Annotated in this window: 14 protein-coding genes; 6 read left to right on the forward strand and 8 right to left on the reverse strand. The window is 58.1% G+C overall.

The window, feature by feature from the left end; all coding sequences use genetic code 11:
• A partial coding sequence (locus HKN37_04425; protein NNE45888.1) for an N-acetylmuramoyl-L-alanine amidase occupies positions 1 to 126 on the forward strand: 126 nt, incomplete at its 5' end.
• A gap of 129 nt (positions 127 to 255) precedes the next feature.
• Positions 256 to 825: a hypothetical protein gene (locus HKN37_04430; protein NNE45889.1), complete on the forward strand. Its 570-nt coding sequence runs from the start codon at positions 256 to 258 to the stop codon at positions 823 to 825.
• Here HKN37_04430 and HKN37_04435 read toward each other — a convergent pair.
• Positions 822 to 1229, reverse strand: a complete 408-nt coding sequence (locus tag HKN37_04435) for a RidA family protein (GenBank protein NNE45890.1) — start codon at positions 1227 to 1229, stop codon at positions 822 to 824. The two genes, HKN37_04430 and HKN37_04435, sit on opposite strands and share 4 nt — an antisense overlap.
• Positions 1230 to 1466: 237 nt before the next feature.
• Here HKN37_04435 and mnmA point away from each other — a divergent pair, with 237 nt between their 5' ends.
• Positions 1467 to 2618 carry a tRNA 2-thiouridine(34) synthase MnmA gene (gene mnmA / locus HKN37_04440; protein NNE45891.1) on the forward strand — a complete coding sequence of 384 codons (1152 nt, stop codon included), beginning with the start codon at positions 1467 to 1469 and terminating at the stop codon, positions 2616 to 2618.
• A 13-nt stretch (positions 2619 to 2631) separates the two neighbouring features.
• Here mnmA and HKN37_04445 read toward each other — a convergent pair whose 3' ends face one another.
• The 5 genes from HKN37_04445 to HKN37_04465 form a co-directional block, all read right to left on the reverse strand.
• The gene (locus HKN37_04445) at positions 2632 to 3999 is read right to left on the reverse strand and encodes a 3-deoxy-7-phosphoheptulonate synthase class II (protein ID NNE45892.1); all 1368 of its coding nucleotides are present in this window, start codon (positions 3997 to 3999) and stop codon (positions 2632 to 2634) included.
• A 25-nt stretch (positions 4000 to 4024) separates the two neighbouring features.
• Positions 4025 to 4861 (reverse strand): mechanosensitive ion channel, encoded by an 837-nt coding sequence (locus tag HKN37_04450; GenBank protein NNE45893.1) that lies wholly within the window; start codon positions 4859 to 4861, stop codon positions 4025 to 4027.
• A 154-nt stretch (positions 4862 to 5015) separates the two neighbouring features.
• Positions 5016 to 6518 (reverse strand): carboxypeptidase M32, encoded by a 1503-nt coding sequence (locus HKN37_04455; GenBank protein NNE45894.1) that lies wholly within the window; start codon positions 6516 to 6518, stop codon positions 5016 to 5018.
• A gap of 135 nt (positions 6519 to 6653) precedes the next feature.
• Entirely contained in the window at positions 6654 to 9860 is a 3207-nt protein-coding gene (locus HKN37_04460; protein NNE45895.1) for a hypothetical protein, read from the reverse strand.
• A 215-nt stretch (positions 9861 to 10075) separates the two neighbouring features.
• Positions 10076 to 11575 carry an OmpA family protein gene (locus HKN37_04465; GenBank protein ID NNE45896.1) on the reverse strand — a complete coding sequence of 500 codons (1500 nt, stop codon included), beginning with the start codon at positions 11573 to 11575 and terminating at the stop codon, positions 10076 to 10078.
• Between the two features lie 289 nt (positions 11576 to 11864).
• On the opposite strand from HKN37_04465, the gene HKN37_04470 reads away from it, so the two are divergent.
• Positions 11865 to 13367 (forward strand): mechanosensitive ion channel, encoded by a 1503-nt coding sequence (locus HKN37_04470; GenBank protein NNE45897.1) that lies wholly within the window; start codon positions 11865 to 11867, stop codon positions 13365 to 13367.
• 225 nt (positions 13368 to 13592) lie between these two features.
• Positions 13593 to 14765: an acyl-CoA desaturase gene (locus HKN37_04475; protein ID NNE45898.1), complete on the forward strand. Its 1173-nt coding sequence runs from the start codon at positions 13593 to 13595 to the stop codon at positions 14763 to 14765.
• 18 nt (positions 14766 to 14783) lie between these two features.
• Here HKN37_04475 and HKN37_04480 read toward each other — a convergent pair whose 3' ends face one another.
• Together HKN37_04480 and HKN37_04485 are read right to left on the reverse strand one after the other, a co-directional pair.
• On the reverse strand, positions 14784 to 15605 hold the full coding sequence (locus HKN37_04480) for a carbon-nitrogen hydrolase family protein (protein NNE45899.1): 822 nt from the start codon (positions 15603 to 15605) through the stop codon (positions 14784 to 14786).
• Positions 15606 to 15648: 43 nt separating this feature from the next.
• A complete protein-coding gene (locus HKN37_04485; protein NNE45900.1) occupies positions 15649 to 16128 on the reverse strand; it encodes a DUF411 domain-containing protein in 480 nt (159 codons plus the stop codon).
• Between the two features lie 244 nt (positions 16129 to 16372).
• Here HKN37_04485 and HKN37_04490 point away from each other — a divergent pair, with 244 nt between their 5' ends.
• Complete coding sequence (locus tag HKN37_04490) at positions 16373 to 17872, forward strand: T9SS type A sorting domain-containing protein (GenBank protein ID NNE45901.1); 1500 nt, start codon at positions 16373 to 16375, stop codon at positions 17870 to 17872.
• Positions 17873 to 18513 lie beyond the last annotated feature (641 nt).

The following is an 18513-nucleotide window of genomic DNA, read 5'->3' on the forward strand; positions in this document are numbered from 1 at the left end:
AGCGAAGCCAATTTCCTCAATTCGAGCAGTGGCCAGACATACATGGCGAGCGCCATATACCGCGCCATTCGTGATTTCAAGGTGAGCTACGAGCGCGAACTGAACCTCGTGTCGTCTACTCAGTAGACCCTGCTCCGGAATGTGCATGGTCGTCGATGGTGTCGGTTCCATCCCAGGAGGCAGAACCTCGCGCGACATCCCGTCCCAGTCTGTATTTTGTCTTCGAACGCCCCACTTGATTCGAGATCAGAACCAATGAGAAGTCCCATCACGCGTGGTCGAGCCCTGGTGCTGACCGCCGCAACATTCGTGCTTGTTTCCCTGACGGGCTGCGACACGGCCGCCACCGACACCATCGTTCTGGGCGATGTCAGAGTCGATTTCGAATTTGAGTTCGATGGCGGAAGCCTGACCGTCGGACAGCCGTCGGACGTATCGTCCAACGCTTCTTTCAACATCGGACCGCAGTTGTCGTCTCTGGGTGGTTTCACGCTGGCAGAGGTCGTGTCAGGTCGCCTCACCGTAGCAAGCATCGAGCTGGTTACACCGACATTTGTAGGCAGCGGAATCGACCTCCGAGCATTCAACGAGGTAGTCCTTCAGCTACGACGTGAAACGACCGTGCGAGAGGTGGCTTCGCGCCGTGGGTTCACTAGTGACGAACCGGCCGCTCTGAATGTAATCCAGAATCGCGACGTGTCGACGATCCTTAAGGCGGGGAGTTTCGACGCCGTGCTTCAGGTCGATGCAGCCGCTCTGGACGCGACGAAGGATTACAGTCTGGAGGTCGTGATGACCCTGTCGGTCGAAGTGGAAGGCGTCTAGCGACAGGCGACGCAGGCAATCTCTACGCGTGCGCCACGAGGCAGCCCGGCGACCTGAACCGTTTCGCGCGCCGGCGGCTCCTCACTGAAATAGCGTGCATACACGTCGTTGACCACGGCGTAGTCGTTGATATCCTGCAGATAAACCGTGCAGTGCACCACGTGCTCGTAGGACATGCTGGCCGCCTTGAGAACGGCTCCGAGATTCTGAAGCACCTGCTCCGCCTCACCCTCCAACGTCTCGGAGACGAGATGGGAAGTCTCCGGGTCAATCGCGATCTGACCTGAGCAATACAGTGTATCCTTGATCAGGACCGCCTGGCTGTAGGGACCTATCGCGGCGGGAGCACTGTGAGTGCGGACGTATGTCCGTGCCGAAGGCTTTGAGGACCGAACTGTGTTCATGAGGGTGAGATCGAATTAGCAGGATTTCGGGCTTAAAACGCACAAGCCGCTGGAACGACCCCGAGTGTGTCGGGACTTCAAAATTGGCGCGCACCTTCGCAGGTTACAAGCGAATATTGTCTTAAGACGGTGATCACGGTTCTGCCGCGCCAATCTGCAGGGGCAACACGTGCCTGGAACGGCGACGGTATGGCGTCGTTCGAATCAACTGGTTGTAACGAGTCCGAATCAAGCAAAATGAGCACGCACGGTCGGGTACTGGTCGCTATGAGCGGAGGAGTAGACTCGTCCGTTGCAGCCGTCATGCTTTCCGAGCAGGGCTACGAGGTGATCGGTATCACCATGAAGACGTGGGACTATGCGTCGACCGGTCCGTCCAACGGCAAACAGATCGGATGCTGTACGCTCGAGTCGATGAACGATGCGCGAAGTGTAGCACTCAAATACGGATTTACGCACTTCATCATTGATATTCGTGAGGAGTTCGGTGATTGGGTCATTGACCGATTTACGGACGAGTACATGGCAGGGCGGACGCCGAATCCCTGTGTGCTATGCAATACGCACATCAAGTGGGCCGCTCTTCTCAAGCGGGCCGACGCGCTAGGTTGTGACGCTATTGCTACGGGGCACTACGCGCGGGTACGGCACGATGATGTGAGCGGCCGTCACGTCTTGATGAAAGGACTCGACGACAATAAGGATCAGAGCTACGCACTCTGGGGAGTCGACCAGGCACACTTCGCCCGAACAATCCTGCCGCTGGGCACGCACTCAAAGCCCGAGATCCGGCGAATGGCGACTGATTTTGGGTTGGATCGAGTCGCTGACAAACCGGACTCGTATGAGATTTGCTTCGTGCCGGACAACGACTACCGTCGATTTCTCAGGGATCGGGTGACTCGACTGGACGAAAAGGTCGGCCCCGGCGACTTCGTGACGGCCGACGGGTCGGTAATCGGTCGACACGATGGATACCCGTTCTACACTATCGGTCAGCGGCACGGGCTTGGGCTCGCGCTGGGGCACCCCATATATGTGACAGGCATCGACGCGAAGCAGAACCGGATAACCGTCGGGCCGAGGGACGAGCTCATGAAGCAGGCACTGGTTGCGCGACAGATCAATCTTATCAAGTACGACCGGTTAGACAACGTGCTGAGTGCGACGGGCAAGATCCGGTACAAGGATGAAGGAGCGCCGTGTCGCGTCAGTCAGACTGCGGCTGATGAATTGGAAGTCGTTTTCGAGATGCCGCGGCCTGCCGTTACTCCCGGCCAGGCGGTAGTGCTGTATGAGGGAGACGACGTGCTCGGAGGAGCGTGGATTCACCACGTGGTGGAGTCAGAAACGAGGAGGCAGCCGAGGGAGTCCGCGCTGCGGGGATAAGGCCAGCCGTGCTTCACGCCGACTGCCGGTCTCGCTGAATCTGTCGAACAATCTCGAACGCCAGTTCCAGCGCCTGCTCCGCATTCAGCCGCGGGTCGACAGCCGATTTATAAGACCTCCCGAGATCGCTCTCCCGCAGACCGCGCGCCCCGCCGACACATTCAGTGACGTCATCGCCGGTGAGTTCAATATGTACGCCGTTTAGTCGGCTTCCGAGGCTGTTGTGGATCTCGAACGCCTGCGTGAGTTCCGACATGATGTTTTCGAACCGCCGCGTCTTGACTCCGTCGGCGGTGATCTCCGTGTTTCCGTGCATCGGATCGCAACACCATATCACTCGTCGCCCCTCCTCCACCACGGCACGCACCAATCGCGGCAAATGATCGGCGACCCGCAAACTTCCGAGACGCGTGATGAGTGTTATTCTCCCGGGCTTGTTCTGTGGGCTCAGGACTTCGGTCAGTTGGACAAGCTCGTCGGGTGTGGTGTCGGGACCTACCTTGATCGCGATCGGGTTCGCCAGGCCGCGCGCGTACTCCACATGCGCGCTATCGACGTGCGCGGTCCTGACGCCGACCCAGGGGAAATGCGTCGACAGGTTGTAGATCCCGGTGTTGTGCGGCACGGCCCGCGTCAGGGCCTGTTCGTACGGCAGTAGAAGTGCCTCGTGGCTGGTGAAGAACTCGACCGTCGAAAGTCCCTCAATGGGTGCACCGTGGACGATCTCCATGAACATGAGTGCACTGCCGATCTCATCGACAATGGCCTCGTATTCATCCTCCATCGGCGAGTGCTTCAGGAAATCGACATCCCAGTATTCCGGGTGATGGAGGTCTGCAAAACCGCCCGCAGCGAGCGCCCGAACAAAATTCAGCGTCAACGCCGATGCGCTGTACGCCTCAAGCATATACTGGGGATCCGGGACACGATCGGATTCAGAGAAACCTGGCCGGTTAACGATGTCTCCGCGGTATGCGGGCAGCGTCACCCCGCCGCGGGTCTCGTTGTCGGCCGACCGCGGTTTCGCGTACTGGCCCGCAAAGCGTCCGACACGGACCACGGGAAGACGCAACCCGTACACGAGGACGAGACTCATCTGAAGGAGGATCTTCAGACGCCGCGTGATTACTCCAGACTCGCAATCCGCGAGGCTTTCGGCGCAATCTCCACCCTGAAGCAGAAATCTCTTTCCTTCAGCGACCTCGGCCAGTTGATGATTGAGACGCTCGATTTCCCACGAGGTCACGAGGGGTGGCAGCCCAGATAACTTCGCAAGCGTTTCCTCAAGCGCCGCACTGTCCGGATACGTCGGCTGCTGCAGCGTCTCTTTCCGTCGCCACGACGACGGACTCCACGCTTGTTGAGCTTGAGGATCAGGCATCTTGATTTACCGAATGCGTTCGGTACTAGTCTCCCGATGCGCCTGTCGGCAGGCCGTCGAGGTGGACGTCCATCTGCGGGAAGGGGATGCCGATGCCCGCATCGTCGAGTGATTTCTTGACGTCTCGAATGGTAGCCTGACGCACCGTCCAGTAGTCGGCCGTAGGCGCCCATACCCGGACGACCCAGTCGATTGACGACGCCCCCAGATCTTGAAGGAAAATCTCCGGCGCACGATCATCAAGGCGCCCCTCGACAGCGTTCGCTGCTTTCTGAAGAATAGCCCGCACGGCATCGATGTCTGCGGGATACTCGGTTCCGACCGGCACGTCAACGCGACGGGTCGGGTGGAACGTGAGGGTCTCTATCACCGATCCAAATATGTTGCTGTTCGGAATGACGATGCGCCGGTTGTCCGGCGTGTCGAGATTGGTGACGAACAGGCCGACCTCCTCTACCACACCCAGTTCTCCCGCCACCTTGATGGCGTCACCGACTTTGAACGGGCGGAAGACCAGAAGCATTACGCCCGCCGCGAAGTTCGACAGCGTGCCCTGGAATGCCAGACCGATCGCGAGTCCTGCCGCGCCGAGGAGTGCGACGAAACTGGTCGTCTGTACGCCAAACATCTCCAGCGCCGCGATGAACGCAATGACGATCACAAGCCACGCAACCAGGTTCGAGAAAAACTTTGCCAGCGTCGCGTCCGATCCTGGTCGGCGCTCAAACGCCTTTATCACGATCCGCCTCGCCCACTTGGAGGCGATCCAGCCGACGATGATTACGACTATGGCTCCCAGTACCTTCAGACCGTACCCGAGAATCATGTTGTAGAGGGCTTCGAGATTTGCTTCGTCCAGCATGCGTCAGGTGTTCTGGTGATCAGGAATTGCGGTCGAGACGGGATTCGGCTGCGATTCGTTGTCATCCGTACGCCACTTGCGCCTTGGCCCTAACAACAAGGTACCGATTCGACCTTTTTTGAGCATCAAGGCCGCTCGAATTCATTCCGTAAGCCTATTCAAGCGATCCGTAGATCTCGCCGTATTTCTGGCGGATGTACGTCAACCATGGCTCGGCGCTGAGCTCGGTATCACAGGTATCTTGAATGATCTGTGCCGCCGAGCGGCTTCTTCCGTGTCGATGGACATGCTCGCGGAGCCAGGCCAGCAGTCGGTCGAAATCGCCACGCCCGATATCATCCGTAACTCCCGGGACGTCGGCCCGAAGTCGATCAAAGAGCTGCACGGATATCAGATTGCCAAGCGTATAGGTGGGGAAGTATCCGAAAGTGCCCAGAGACCAGTGGATGTCCTGAAGCGCTCCGGTGGCGTTGTTGGCCGGCCGAAGGCCGAGATACTCCACCATCCGGTCGTTCCACGAATCCGGTATCTCTTCGACGTCCAGCTTTCCCGTCAGAAGGTCCATCTCGATTTCGAATCGGAGCATGATGTGGAGGTTATACGTGACCTCGTCGGCTTCGACACGAATTGGCGATGCTGTCACCTGGTTGACCGCCCGGTAGAACTCGTCGACGGAGACGTCATCCACAAGGCCGGGGAATCGCGATTGCAGAACAGGGAGGTAATGTTGCCAGAAGATTCTGCTCCGGCCAACAAGGTTTTCCCAGAGCCGCGACTGCGACTCGTGCATTCCGAGAGATGTCCCTGAGGCTAAAGGTGTTCTTTCCAACGACGCAGCGATACCCTGCTCGTACAATCCGTGACCGGCTTCATGCAGCGTCCCGAAGAATCCAGGGGAGAAGAAGTCCTCCTCTATTCGGGTTGTGAGGCGTACGTCGTTTATGGAAAACGTCGTCGTGAATGGATGAGCTGACAGGTCCTGTCGACCGCGATTGAAATCATATCCGAAATCACGGATTACGCTCTCGCCGAATCTCCACTGCGCGTCGTGCGGGTAGCGGCGTCGAAGAATCGAATCATCGACCTGGGGCGCTGCAGCAATGGCGCGAACGATCGGCACTAACTTTGCCCTCAGTTCGAGAAAGAGTGTTGACACCTCCGCTGCCGTCATGCCCGGCTCGAATTCGTCGAGTAACGGATCGTAGACCGACTCAGTGAATCCCAGCGACTCCGCTTTCTCGATGTTCAGTTCGACGATCTGTCGGAGGTGTGGCGAGAACAGGTCGAAGCGATCCGTATCCCGTGCCTCCTTCCAGGCCTCTTTCGCGATGGCGGAGACCCTGGCCAGTCTCGATACCAGAGTAGGCGGCAACCTCGTCGCTCGATCATAGTCACGTCGAGCGATCCGAATCAGAGACGTCGTGAAGTCGTCGCCGTCGTCGTGCATTTCCTCCAACGTCTGCAGCAGACTGCCGACCCTGTCACTGGTCGCTGCATCGTGCGCCATCTGGCGCAGAGTTCCTATCTGGTTGGCCCGCGACTCTATGGAGCCAGCCGGCATATACGTCTCCTGGTCCCATTCGAGGACGGCTGCAGCACTCTCCAGATCGCGGACCCGTGCGAGGTGGGTTCTTAGCTCGGACAGATGATCGGGCATACTACGCTCCTGTTACTGTTACGCACTGGATCCGGGAATTTCCGATGCGTGCGAGTGGATTGGCGTGTCTCGACGTGAACTGCGTACGAAAAACGCCGACGCGTTTGGTCGGCGTCGGCGCCGATGTCGATGGTGTCAGGCCGCTGCGAGAGCCTGCTGCGCCGGGATCTCGAGCCAGAATTCCGCACCGTGGCCCGATACGCTGTCGACGCCGATCGTGCCTCCGTGCATCTCGACGACGGAACTGGCAATATAGAGTCCGAGACCGGTCGACGTCTCACCGCCCGTAGGACGAGCGGATAGCCGCTGCAGCTTGCCGAACACCTTGCTCTTGTCTTCGTCCGTGAGCCCGGGCCCTTCGTCCAACACACTGAAGCGTAAGGAGTGCCCTGTGTGCATGATTCGAATCGTGACCTCGCTTCCACCTGGTGAGTACTTGACGGCATTGCTGATGAGGTTGTCGAGGACTCGCTGCATGCTCCGTCGATCGACCGTCGCCCGATAGACTCCGTGCGGGACAAAGGTCAGTGTGATTCCTTTCCGACGACTGGCGACCGCATTCATATCTACAACGGATCGTGTCATCTGCACAAAATCGGTGTCAACCATCTTCAGGTTGCCATCCGAGCGCTCAACGAGCTGGGCATCCAGCAAGTCCTGAATGACTCCCTGCATTGTCGTCGCCGCTCGGTGAATGATCGGCAGCACTTCGGCCCCCTTTTCCACGAAGTCGTCGGACCTCATCTCGTCGATGCTGTCGATGAGCAGTTCGGAAAAGCCGATCAAACTCGTGAGAGGATTCCTGAGGTCGTGGGCGGCAATTCCCAGGAACTCATGGTTTCGTTCCAGAACTCTCTTTAGTTCACGATTCGTCTCTTCGATCGTGGTCTTCTGGTCGATCAGTTCCTTCGTTCGTTTGGTGACAAGACGCTCCAGTTTCTGATTTTGCGTGCGCAACTGCATCGTCCGGATTCTGTCCTGTCCGACCCACATCAAGACGATGAGTGCGATGCTTGCTGCGAGGAAAAGAGCGACGACCCACCACGCCCGATACCACGGCAATGCGACACTGATGCGGATATCCGTCGGTGCGCTCCACAGGTGTCCATCCTGCTGCGCACGTATCTGAACGAGGTGTGTGCCGCTTGTTGCGCTTGGGAAGTGGATATGAGCTTCTGATTCTGACTTGCTCCACTCACCGGGCGATCGACTCATACGAGTCTGGTAAAGGATGTTGTGCCCGGGGAAAGACAACGCAACCAGGTCGGCCTCAACGAAGGAGCCGTATGACACGTCAATCTCACCGTTCGATGCATCCACGAGGACGTCGTCCACGGACAAGGCGCGGAGTACCGGTCGGGGAGTAACGTGCGTCTCACCCGGCCTTCGACTCCAGTACGATATTCCGGCGTAGTGCCCGACCCAGACCCGCTGTTCGGAATCGATTGCAATGGACCGGAAGTTGATCGTCAGGTTTCCGATGCCGGGATCGTGATTGAATTGCGAGATCTGGCCTGCCGTGTACCGATAAAGACCTCGGCCAGTACCGATCCACGTGTGCCCGAATCGATCGTGAGCAAGGGCTCGAATATCCTCCGATGCGAGAGCATGGCTTGCGTGTAGCTTGGTGGTGCTTCCTGATTTGTACTCGAGCAACCCTTCGCTCGACCCCAGCCAGAGGTTTCCATCGTGGTCAATGTCAACGTCATTTATCGAGATGTCGGTTATTGTCTCGAAGGCCAGAGGCTGCGAAAGGTCATCAAATCGATCTTTCGCCGGGTTGTACTGAAACAGGTAGCTCGTGCCGGTTCCGGTGGCGAAGATGTCACCCCGGAGATAGCGAACCGCATTAACGGTTGAAGCGATACCGTCTTCCGGTCCGTAGTAGTCGACCGTGCCGTCGGCAGCAATTCGAGCCACTTCTGTTGCATTGAAATGATTGATCCACAGGTCCCCGTTTCCATCGACTGCCATTGAAGCGATGGCTTGCCTGCTATCCAGCCGGAACGAAGTCAGAACATCCGATCGATAACGGTACACGGTACCGTTTGCCGATCCCGCCCAGTGTGTGACTCCATCTGTGGCTAGTGCCGTCAGAACTTCATCAGTCACAAACATGGTCCGGTGAGGTGACCCGGTTCCATTTCTGGTCAGTCGAACGAAGTTCGTCTCGTGTATCCCGAAGACCTCGCCGCGTTGGCCCGTAGCGGTGGACTGGATCGCCGTGCTCTTGAAGTCTATCGCCGACGTGAAGTAGGAGCGCCGAACGATCGCCAGGCCGTCGTCAGTTGCAGCGAACCAATTGCCTTCCGAATCCAGGGCGACATCATGGACGACTTCGAGATTCTGACTGTCGGAGGGCCTGGCATTCCACCCCGTCTCGTCCTGTGAGAGGACTAGCAGGCCACTCCCGGATGTACCAGCCACAAGACGACCGTCACCGAGATCCGCGATATCCATGATGCCGTCGTGGTCCGTGACAAGCGTCCAGTCCGATACCTGGTGGTCGGCCGTGAACTCGAAGGAGTGTATGCCGTATGCTCCTCCCACCCAGATCGAGCCGTCCGCTCGCAACAGGGCTGTGTTGCTTTGCACAAAGTCGACGGGAGTCTTCAGTTCGACAAAACGGTCTTCGTTCGTTTCCAGGTAGAAGACGCAGCCCCGCTCAGAGATCGCGATGAGATGGCCGAGATCGTCTTCGATTAGAGAATAGGATCGAACGAAAGAGTTCGGCCAGGAGTGTGCGGGCAGCGTGTAGCGGCGCTGGCCGGCCGCCGACAACCGCATCAGGCCCCGCGCGTCCGATACCCACAGGTTACCGGCGCGATCCTCGATCATTTTCTTCGGGTAGAAGAGGAGGGAATCCTGAACCGCCGAACTCCCGCGTACGATGGACGTGATCTTAGTTTCTGTGGTTGTTCGGATCACCTCCGATATTCCGAGGTCGGTAACGACGAACAGTCGGCCACGGCTGTTGGCAAAGATCGACTTGACGTAGTTGCTGTGCAGTCCGTTAGCAGTCGTGAACGTTTCGAAGTTGACGCCGTCGAAGCGCACGAGCCCACCGTCCGTCGCGAGCCATACAAAGCCGGACTCGTCCTGGAAGCTGAACTTGACAAGGCTGTTTGGCAGACCGTCTCTGGTCCGGTAGTGGTCGACCACGCTCTGCTGGCCGAGGACCTGTCCACCAGTCAGTGTGGCGAGTGCAACCAGTAGAGCAAGAACCGCGCGAGCACACTTGTCGCCCGTGGACGGATAACGACACGGGGTGCGACTAGCGGCACCGGCGGTTCGCGTCTTTGGAGCAGGTAATGCGACCGGCGTCGGGAATCTAGCGTTCAAAACAAGAAATCTTTCGGCAATCAATACCTCTATCCTGTCCATTATCGGGCGATATTCTCAAAAGTTGAGGATTTCGTGAAAAGGATTTCGCGGCCCGGCCCGGCGTTCTGTGGGATAGAATGCGTCCCATAAGAAAAACCGCCCCGAGTATGACCCGAAGCGGTTTTCCCGCGCTTTTTGGCCACCCTTCCGGGACGACCCTGTAAATGGATGAACTACATACCGCTTATGGGCTCTCCGGACATGCTGACGATGATCTCGATTCGACGGTTCTTCGCCTGTCCCTGCGCATTGTCATTGCTCGCGATAGGTCGCGATTCACCGAACCCCATCGCGCTAATTTGACCGTCGTCAATGGACATGTTAGCCAGAAGGTACTCTCGGACGGCATCCGCGCGGCGTTGGCTGAGCGACAGATTGGTCGCATCGTAGCCGCGGGAATCGGTATGACCAGAGACAATCAATGGCGAGTTGGGAAACTCCCTGAGCACACGCTGAACCTTCGTAAGAAGTGAGAAATTGTCCGGGCGGATTTCTGCGCTTCCAGAGGCGAACGTGAGGCTGTAGAGCCGGAGCATCATCCGGTCACCAGAGATGAGAACCTCGGCTTCATCAGCTCCGAACGTCGATTTCACGCGACGGATTTTTTCTTCCTCTTCGTTTCTCTCTCGCAACTCTGCCGTGACCGCCCGTTCGCGCTGCTCGAGCATCGCAAGGCGTGTGTCAAGCGAATCGACCAGCTCTTTCAGTCTCTTCATCTCCACGTTTCGAAGACGGTCGATCTCCACGTTCTTGCGAGACAGTTCCTCCTGCAAGTTGGACCGATCGTCATACAGACTCCCGACAGCGCTTACCACCTCGTCCGTCACGGGTTCAATGCCCTCTGCGAAGTCCGGCACGCGGTTCAGGCTTTCCGCCACTCGCCCGACAAGTGCTTCCTGTTCCAGCACGAGTGCCTCAACCCTCTTTTTTGCGTCGTCGTCGACCCGCTGGGCGGTCTGCGCAATCCGTCCGGCACGAGTAAACTGCGACTGTGCCCTCTGTGCAAGGTTGCGCGCCCCAGAGCGATCGTACCGGTTCTCCGTCAGCTCGCGTTCGGCCTGGCGGAGCAAAGCTTCTGCATCGGCAAATGTCGCCGCGGCCCATTTCTGCGCCTCACTCTGGGTGGCGGAAGATCGAGCCGAACGTGCCTTGCCGAGTACGTCCGCGCGGATCGCTACAAGTTCGGCCGCCCGATACGTCTGCTCCGCACCGCGGGCGCGATCGCGAGTACCGTTCTGGTCACCCTTCTCGACGCGCTCGCCTGCCTCCTGCATGATCTTTTCCGCATTCTTCCATTCTGTCGCTGCAAATTCGGGCGCTCCCGCTTCGGCTGCAGCGTTCCGCGCCTCAATGGCAGTCCGAAGGAGGACTTTGCCCACCTCCTCATACTGCATCGCGCTGGTGAGCGCTGTCCTTACCTCTGCCAGCCGCTTCCGAATATCTTCGATCTTGCCGCTGCGGTCGTATCGATCCTTGGCCTCCGCCAGTCGTTTCTCTGCTTCAGAGAAGTAACGTGGGGACACCAGGTCTATCTGCTTCGACCGGGCATCTTCGAGTTGTTGTTCGACCTGCTTGATGTCATCCTCGATATCCTGTCCGTACACGCCCCATATCCCCGAAACGGACAGAAGCGTGGCGAGGGCAGTAATCCTGAGTAGTCTCCGAAAAATCATGGCGGGATGCCGTTTACTTTGACAATGATCCAATATAGAAACGTAGGATTGATCCGAAGGAAATGCAATTGTTGAACACGGCCCGATGGGTGCGTGTGACCGACCTGCAATAGGCTGAAATCGGTGGAAAGCTACTCGATGGATCAAGCTGGACTGCGCATATCGGATTGAACGCCAGACCGTTGCACAGGCGAAACCCGCTGATTATGTTGGCGCTGGGGGGCACGACCCGCTATCTCGTAGCGGATTACGGGACGTGGCGTTCGTGTTTTTTCTGTCTCACCGGAGGATGTACACCATGCAAGAATTGATAGATCGAATGACAGCCCAGATCGGGCCTGTCCTCCTTAACGTTCTCGGCGCGCTTGCCATACTTGTCGTCGGATACATCATCGCAAGGATGTTGTCAGCATTTGTGCGCCGAATACTGCGAAAAACCACACTCGACGACAAACTTGCCAACGCGCTCTATGACGGTGAAGCCAAGCTCGATGTGGAGAAAGGTATATCGAAAGGTGTGTTCTACATCGTGATGTTGCTGGTGCTGGTGGCGGTGTTGCAGGTGCTTCAGCTCACGTTCGTCACGGCGCCGCTGAACGAATTCCTGGGCACCGTCTTTGGCTATTTGCCGCAATTGATCGCGGCCGGTGTCCTCGTTCTTGTCGCGTTCGTCGTTGCCGGGATTCTTCGCCTGCTGGCGCGCAAGGGACTTCAGGCCACGCACATCGATCAGAAACTGGGTGGAGCAGCCGAAGGTGAGCAGCCGGGCGCATCTCTTTCGGAATCAGTGGCGACGGCCGTGTACTACCTCGTCTTCCTGCTTTTTCTCCCGGCCATTCTGGGGACACTCGAACTGCAGGGACTGCTTCGACCGGTTGAAGGGCTGCTGGGAGAACTGCTGGCGTTCCTCCCGAACCTTTTTGCTGCGGCGGTGATTCTGCTCGTAGGCTACTTCATCGCCAAGCTGATACGGAACATCGTATCCAATTTGCTCTCCGCAGCCGGTGCGGACAGACTCGCAGAGCGCGTAGGACTGAGTGGCATACTCGGAACGCAGAGTTTTTCCCAGGTGCTGGGCACCATCGTATATGTACTCGTGTTGATTCCGGTGCTGATAGCGGCGCTCAATGCACTCGCCATAGAAGCCGTCACGGCTCCGGCGAGTGAGATGCTGGATCTGATTCTTACGGCCATACCTCAGATCCTGGCCGCAGCGATCGTACTGATCATTGCCTATGTCATAGGCAAGCTTGTCGGCGGCCTGGTCAGCAACCTGCTATCAAGCATCGGCTTCAACGCGTTCCTTGCACGAATCGGACTGTGGAGCGCGGATGGGCCCGAGGGTCGCAAGGCCCCATCGGATCTGGCGGGCGCGGTCGTACTTATCGCAATCCTGCTTTTCGCGTCCATGGAGGCCGCAAGCCTGATCGGTTTTGTAACACTGACGGCCTTGATCTCCGAATTCCTCGTGTTCGCAGGACAGCTGCTAGTCGGACTCGTCATCCTCGCACTCGGGCTCTACATTGCTCGATTGGCGTACGAGGCGATTCACGGAAGCGGGATGAGTCAGGCGGCTCTTGTGGCCATCGCGGCCCGGACCGCGATTATCGTTCTAGCCGGTGCCATGGCGCTGCGGCAAATGGGGTTGGCGAACTCGATCATCAACCTCGCCTTCGGTCTCGTGCTCGGAGCCATCGCACTGGCTGCCGCCATCGCGTTCGGCATCGGCGGTCGCGATTTCGCAAAACGCCAACTCGACCGGCTGTCCGACGGCGATGTGGATGCTGCGTAGGTAAGCTGTGTACGGGCGGGGCGGCTGAACGGTCGCTCCCGCCCGTAACAACCACGCGCCACAAAAAATCGCATCAGCGGGAATCGAACACCTGCTTCGGGCGTACTAGCGACTTGCCCGACCCCACGGCGGCCTGCACCTGGCGAATCAGGAATTGAGATAGGCCGAAGGCCGATTCTGTCGGGCTCCTCACATCGAACCTTCCCGAATCGCTGCGACATCTATATGCAAACTAGTTCCACGCTTCCCACTTCAGAAAACGGAGGGAAAAGGGCCGGAGTGCACTGGGGCGCGCTGCTTTTTATCGCCGGCTATCACGCAGTCCTTTTTATCGGACTGCCGATCTACCTGTTTGCCCGTACGCCGGGACTGGACCTGCTCGCACTGATGGCGCTCCTGTGGGCAGGCACCCTGGTGGCCATTACGATGGGATATCATCGTTTCTATTCGCACAAGACGTATAGAGCGAGCAAGATCCTGGAGATTCCTCTGCTCTTCTTTGGCACGGCGGCAATTCAGGGAAGTGCTTTGAAATGGGCCTTCGACCACCGCCTGCACCACAAATTCGTCGATGGGGAAGGCGATCCCTACGGTACGAACCAGGGTTTCTGGCACTCCCACATTCTGTGGCTGTTCGAGCACCAGGCTCCAATTGAGGAACGTCTTGTTCGCGACCTCATGGCCAACAGGCTGGTGATGTTCCAGCACAAGTATTACGGATGGCTTGCGACTGCGACGAATGTTCTGCTGGTGGCCGGAGTGGCTGCGCTCACACAGGATGTCTTTGGAGCACTCATATTCGGCTTTCTCCTGCGCCTGTTTCTTACGCATCATTCGACGTGGTTTATTAATTCGCTTGCCCACATCTGGGGATCCAAGCCGTATTCGAGTGAGCACTCGGCCGTCAACAATTTCATTCTTGCACACCTTACGTTCGGCGAGGGATACCATAACTACCACCACACATTCTCGGGCGACTACCGAAACGGCGTCCGCTGGTACCAGTTCGATCCGCCGAAGTATCTGATCTGGCTCATGAGCAAGATCGGTTTGGCCAGCGACCTCCAGCGCGTCAACCGCGTCGCGATCGACAGAACGCTCGTCGCCGCCGACCGCAAGCTAATGCTGCAACATCTGCGAGATGTCGAGCATCCGAGAGTGCAGGCTTTCATGTCGTCGATGGACACGACTTACGAGAGCCTGACGGACAAGCTCGCGCAGATGAAGACGGATCTCGACCGTTACTCGGTGTTGAAGCGGGAGCGGGCGAGGGAGGAGATCCGGATCAAGAAGGCGCAGATTCGTGATTTGCGCAAGAGCATTCGCTCCGAAATGAAGGACTGGGAGCGGCTCTGCAAGGAAGTGATTCGGTTCAAGCCCGGGCTGGCTAACGCCTGAGCCTGCCGGCCACCAACATCATCCACGAAACACGTCGTTGCGGCGCTTTTCGAGGGCCGGCAACTGCGTGCGAACCCGGTGCAGGTGCCCGATGTCTATGTCGGACGTGACGACGCACGGCCGGTCGGGAGCGACGCCAAGCACCGTACCCCACGGATCTACGATCATAGATTTCCCGTAGCTCGTACGGCCGGGAATGTGCTGCCCGATCTGGGCGGGTGCTGCAACGTAACACAGATTCTCGATCGCACGCGCACGGAGCAGAACCTCCCAGTGGGCCTTGCCTGTCGGAACGGTGAATGCGGACGGCACGAAAACGAGATCGGCACCGGCATGCGACAGGCTCCGGTATAACTCCGGGAAGCGGATATCAAAGCAGATGCTCAGTCCGATCGTCAGGTCGCCGGTGGCGAAGACAACGGTTTCGTTGCCGGGCTTCACGTGGTCCGATTCGCGGAACGTGTTGACGACGTCGATCGAAACGTCGAACAGATGCATCTTGTCGTAGCGGGCGACGATTTCGCCCTGCGGATTCAGGGCCAGACAGGAGTTGCTGGCACGAGCCGGATCTTCTGACCGGAGAGGAATGCTGCCGCCTATCAGATGCACTGCATGTCGGCGCGCCTGGCCTCTCAGAAACTCGAGCACCTGGCTACTTTCAAAAGCTTCCGCCTCTTTCAGCTTGTCCTCGGGACGGCCGAGGAACGAGAAGTTCTCGGGGAGCGAGATGAGGGTTGCGTCACGGGCAGCGGCCTCGGCGATCAGGGCGTCGGCGGCAGAGAGGTTGGCTTCTCTGTCGGGACCGGAGCACATCTGAATCGCCGCAACCTTGATCGGCATCGCTTGCTACACCCGCTCCTCTCGGAGCAATCTGAACAGCCGACTATCTTCCCTCATCACCCTCAACATGCCCGAAAACGGCGGTCTGACCCGTGTTGCTATAGGCCACGACGTCGTAAGATTCCCGATACGGGCCTTCCATTCCGGGTGATCCGATCGGCATGCCCGGAACTCCGATCCCCCGGATGTCGGGCTTCTCGTCCAGGAGCCGCGTTACGAATTCAGCCGGGACGTGTCCCTCGACGACGTACCCGTCGATCAGGCCCGTGTGACACGTTCGGAGTCCGGGTGGGACGCCATGCATGTTCTTGATGCCCGTCAAGTCGTTCACATCGTGCACGACCACCTTGTAACCGGCGCCCTCAAGGTGCTCGACCCATTTGCCACAACACCCGCACGTCGGGGTCTTGTACACGACGACCTCCTTTGCCGACGAGGTACCTCGGACAAGGCTGAAGCCACCGACGGCCAAAATGGCGACGGCGACTGCGGCGATGAGCGACCTGCGTGTCATTCCTTTCATGCGTTTCTCCCGGTTAAGTGCGGTGACGAGACTTATCCCCTTGCGCACGAACAGGTTCCCGCTTTCTCCGTTATTCGTAGGGTATTGCCCTACACAATGTATAGGTATCGCTTACGGAAGAATCGGCCGAAAAAGTGGAGAAACGTGTAGGGGATGTACTAAATTCCCTCACGCCCGCTGGTACGTCCCCGTGCGGGATCCCACATTTGGAAAGCAACACACAAGTTATGACGGAGGAGAGCGTATGAAGTGGTTTTCGTTACTGACGGCAACCCTGGTAATGCTCGGAATGGCCCTTACGCAGGACGGCACGAACAAAGTTGTGCTGGAACCGACGTACATCGGCTCGCAAGCGTGCATCAATTGCCACACCGGAAGGAATCCGGAAATTGTGTCCGAGTACCAGAAGAGCGGCCACCCCTACAAACTGAATGAGGTTACGGGCGGCGTTGCGCCGACATACCCCGCAAACACGACCACCGGACCGGTATTGCCTCCGGGTACATCATGGGATGACTTTGCGTACGTGATTGGCGGTTACGGCTGGAAGGCGCGCTTCGTGAAACCTGACGGGCGAGTCTACACCGTCGGCGATTCGGCACAGTACAACCTTCCGAGTCTGGGGGCGTCTGCGTCACTGGGCCGCGATGCAAGCTGGGCCGCATATCACAAGGGTGAGGACAAGAAGTATAACTATGGCTGCTTCCAGTGTCATACGACAGGTCCGACGCCTGAGGGATCGTGGAACAATGTTGTAGCCGACAGCCTCGGGACGTTCAGCGAGCCCGGGATTCGATGCGAAGGTTGTCACGGTCCGGGAAGTGATCACCAGGCAGGTGCATTTGCAGATCCTCCGGTACTGCCTCCGAATTCGGGCGACTATCTCAAGATCACCCGATGTGGCGAATGCCATCAGCGAGGCGGTGCGACCAACGCCATCCCGGTAAGTGGTGGATACATTCGTCACCACGAGCAGGTTAACGAGATGCGGGCGTCGGCTCACGGCGACGGTGTGGGTACTGAACTCACGTGTGCGAGCTGCCACAATCCGCACGTAACTGTTCGCTATCCTGATGCCACCGCCCCAGGCCAGGAGGGGATCACGACCCAGTGTGAGACGTGCCATCCAGCCCAGTCGGTCAACCTGAACGGCATGGATAAGCCAATCAACTGCATCGACTGTCACATGCCACGGGCGAGCAAGTCTGCTGTCGGTGCGCAGGTCGGCAATGGCTGGATCGGTGACGTTAGAACGCACATCTTCGGCATCAATACGGGTGCATTCACGAAGGATGAGGCGATGTTCGCCGCGGGAGGTGGTTCAGTCGCTCTTGATGGTAACGGACTTGCCGCCGTCACGATGGACTTTGCCTGCCTGCAGTGTCACACGGATAAAGACGTACAGTGGGCTGCGAACTACGCAATGGCCACGCACAGCGGCGGATTTGTCACCGACGTTGACGATGCCTCCGAGGTCCCGGCCACGTTCGCTCTCGAGCAGAACTATCCGAACCCGTTCAATCCTTCCACAACGATTCGTTACGCGGTTCCTGAAGCGGCAGATGTCTCGATCAGAGTATTTGACGCCACGGGCCGTCTCGTTGGAACACTCGTCCAGAACATGATGCCGCCGGGTAATCATTCCGTGACGATGGATGCCAGCGGATTGTCATCGGGTATGTACTTCTACGAACTGAAGGCAGGTGACGTCACCCAGACAAAGGCGATGATCCTGTCGAAGTAGGAAGCAGGCTTCGACTGTTCGTGAGAGCAGAGGCCGGCTCGGGGTTGACCCCGGGTCGGCCTTTGTCGTTTGTGTCATGGTCGCGACGGCACCCCTTGTCAGAGGAGGTACAGACTCCTTTAGCAAGCACGTACAGTGAGTCATATGGTGCCGCTGGTCACAAAAGATCGAGATTCATCACGCAGGTACTGGCGAAAATATTCAGAACCTCGCCTGCCGCGGGCGTTTCATGGCAGAAACCAGATCGCCGTGGTCACATGAGAGGCACGCTTATGTGGCACCGTATGTCTAAGGGAAGCAGTGCTCCACGGGTCGGTCGCTCATAGTCTGTAACAGCGCCGAGCCTGCTCACGCAGTACTCCGGATGGTTCGGTGTCGTGTCAAGTGTCATCCGCCAGGTGACACTGTTGATTTGGATGCGCGTTCAGTTGGCTGGAAGATTCGTGACGCTGCTTGAGTCGATAGATGCAAAGAAGGGACCTGCGAAAGATCCGTAGGCAATCAATAGCAACAGAAAGCCGGCCCGGGATTGCTCCCGGGCCGGCCTTGTTTGTGTCGGTCGCCCTGTCAGGGGACTAACCGAGTGGTTTACTTGACGAGGATCATGGATCGGACGGCGGTAAAGTCGCCGGCCTGCATCC

It is taken from the genome of Rhodothermales bacterium, assembly GCA_013002345.1.
Lineage (GTDB): Bacteria > Bacteroidota > Rhodothermia > Rhodothermales > JABDKH01 > JABDKH01.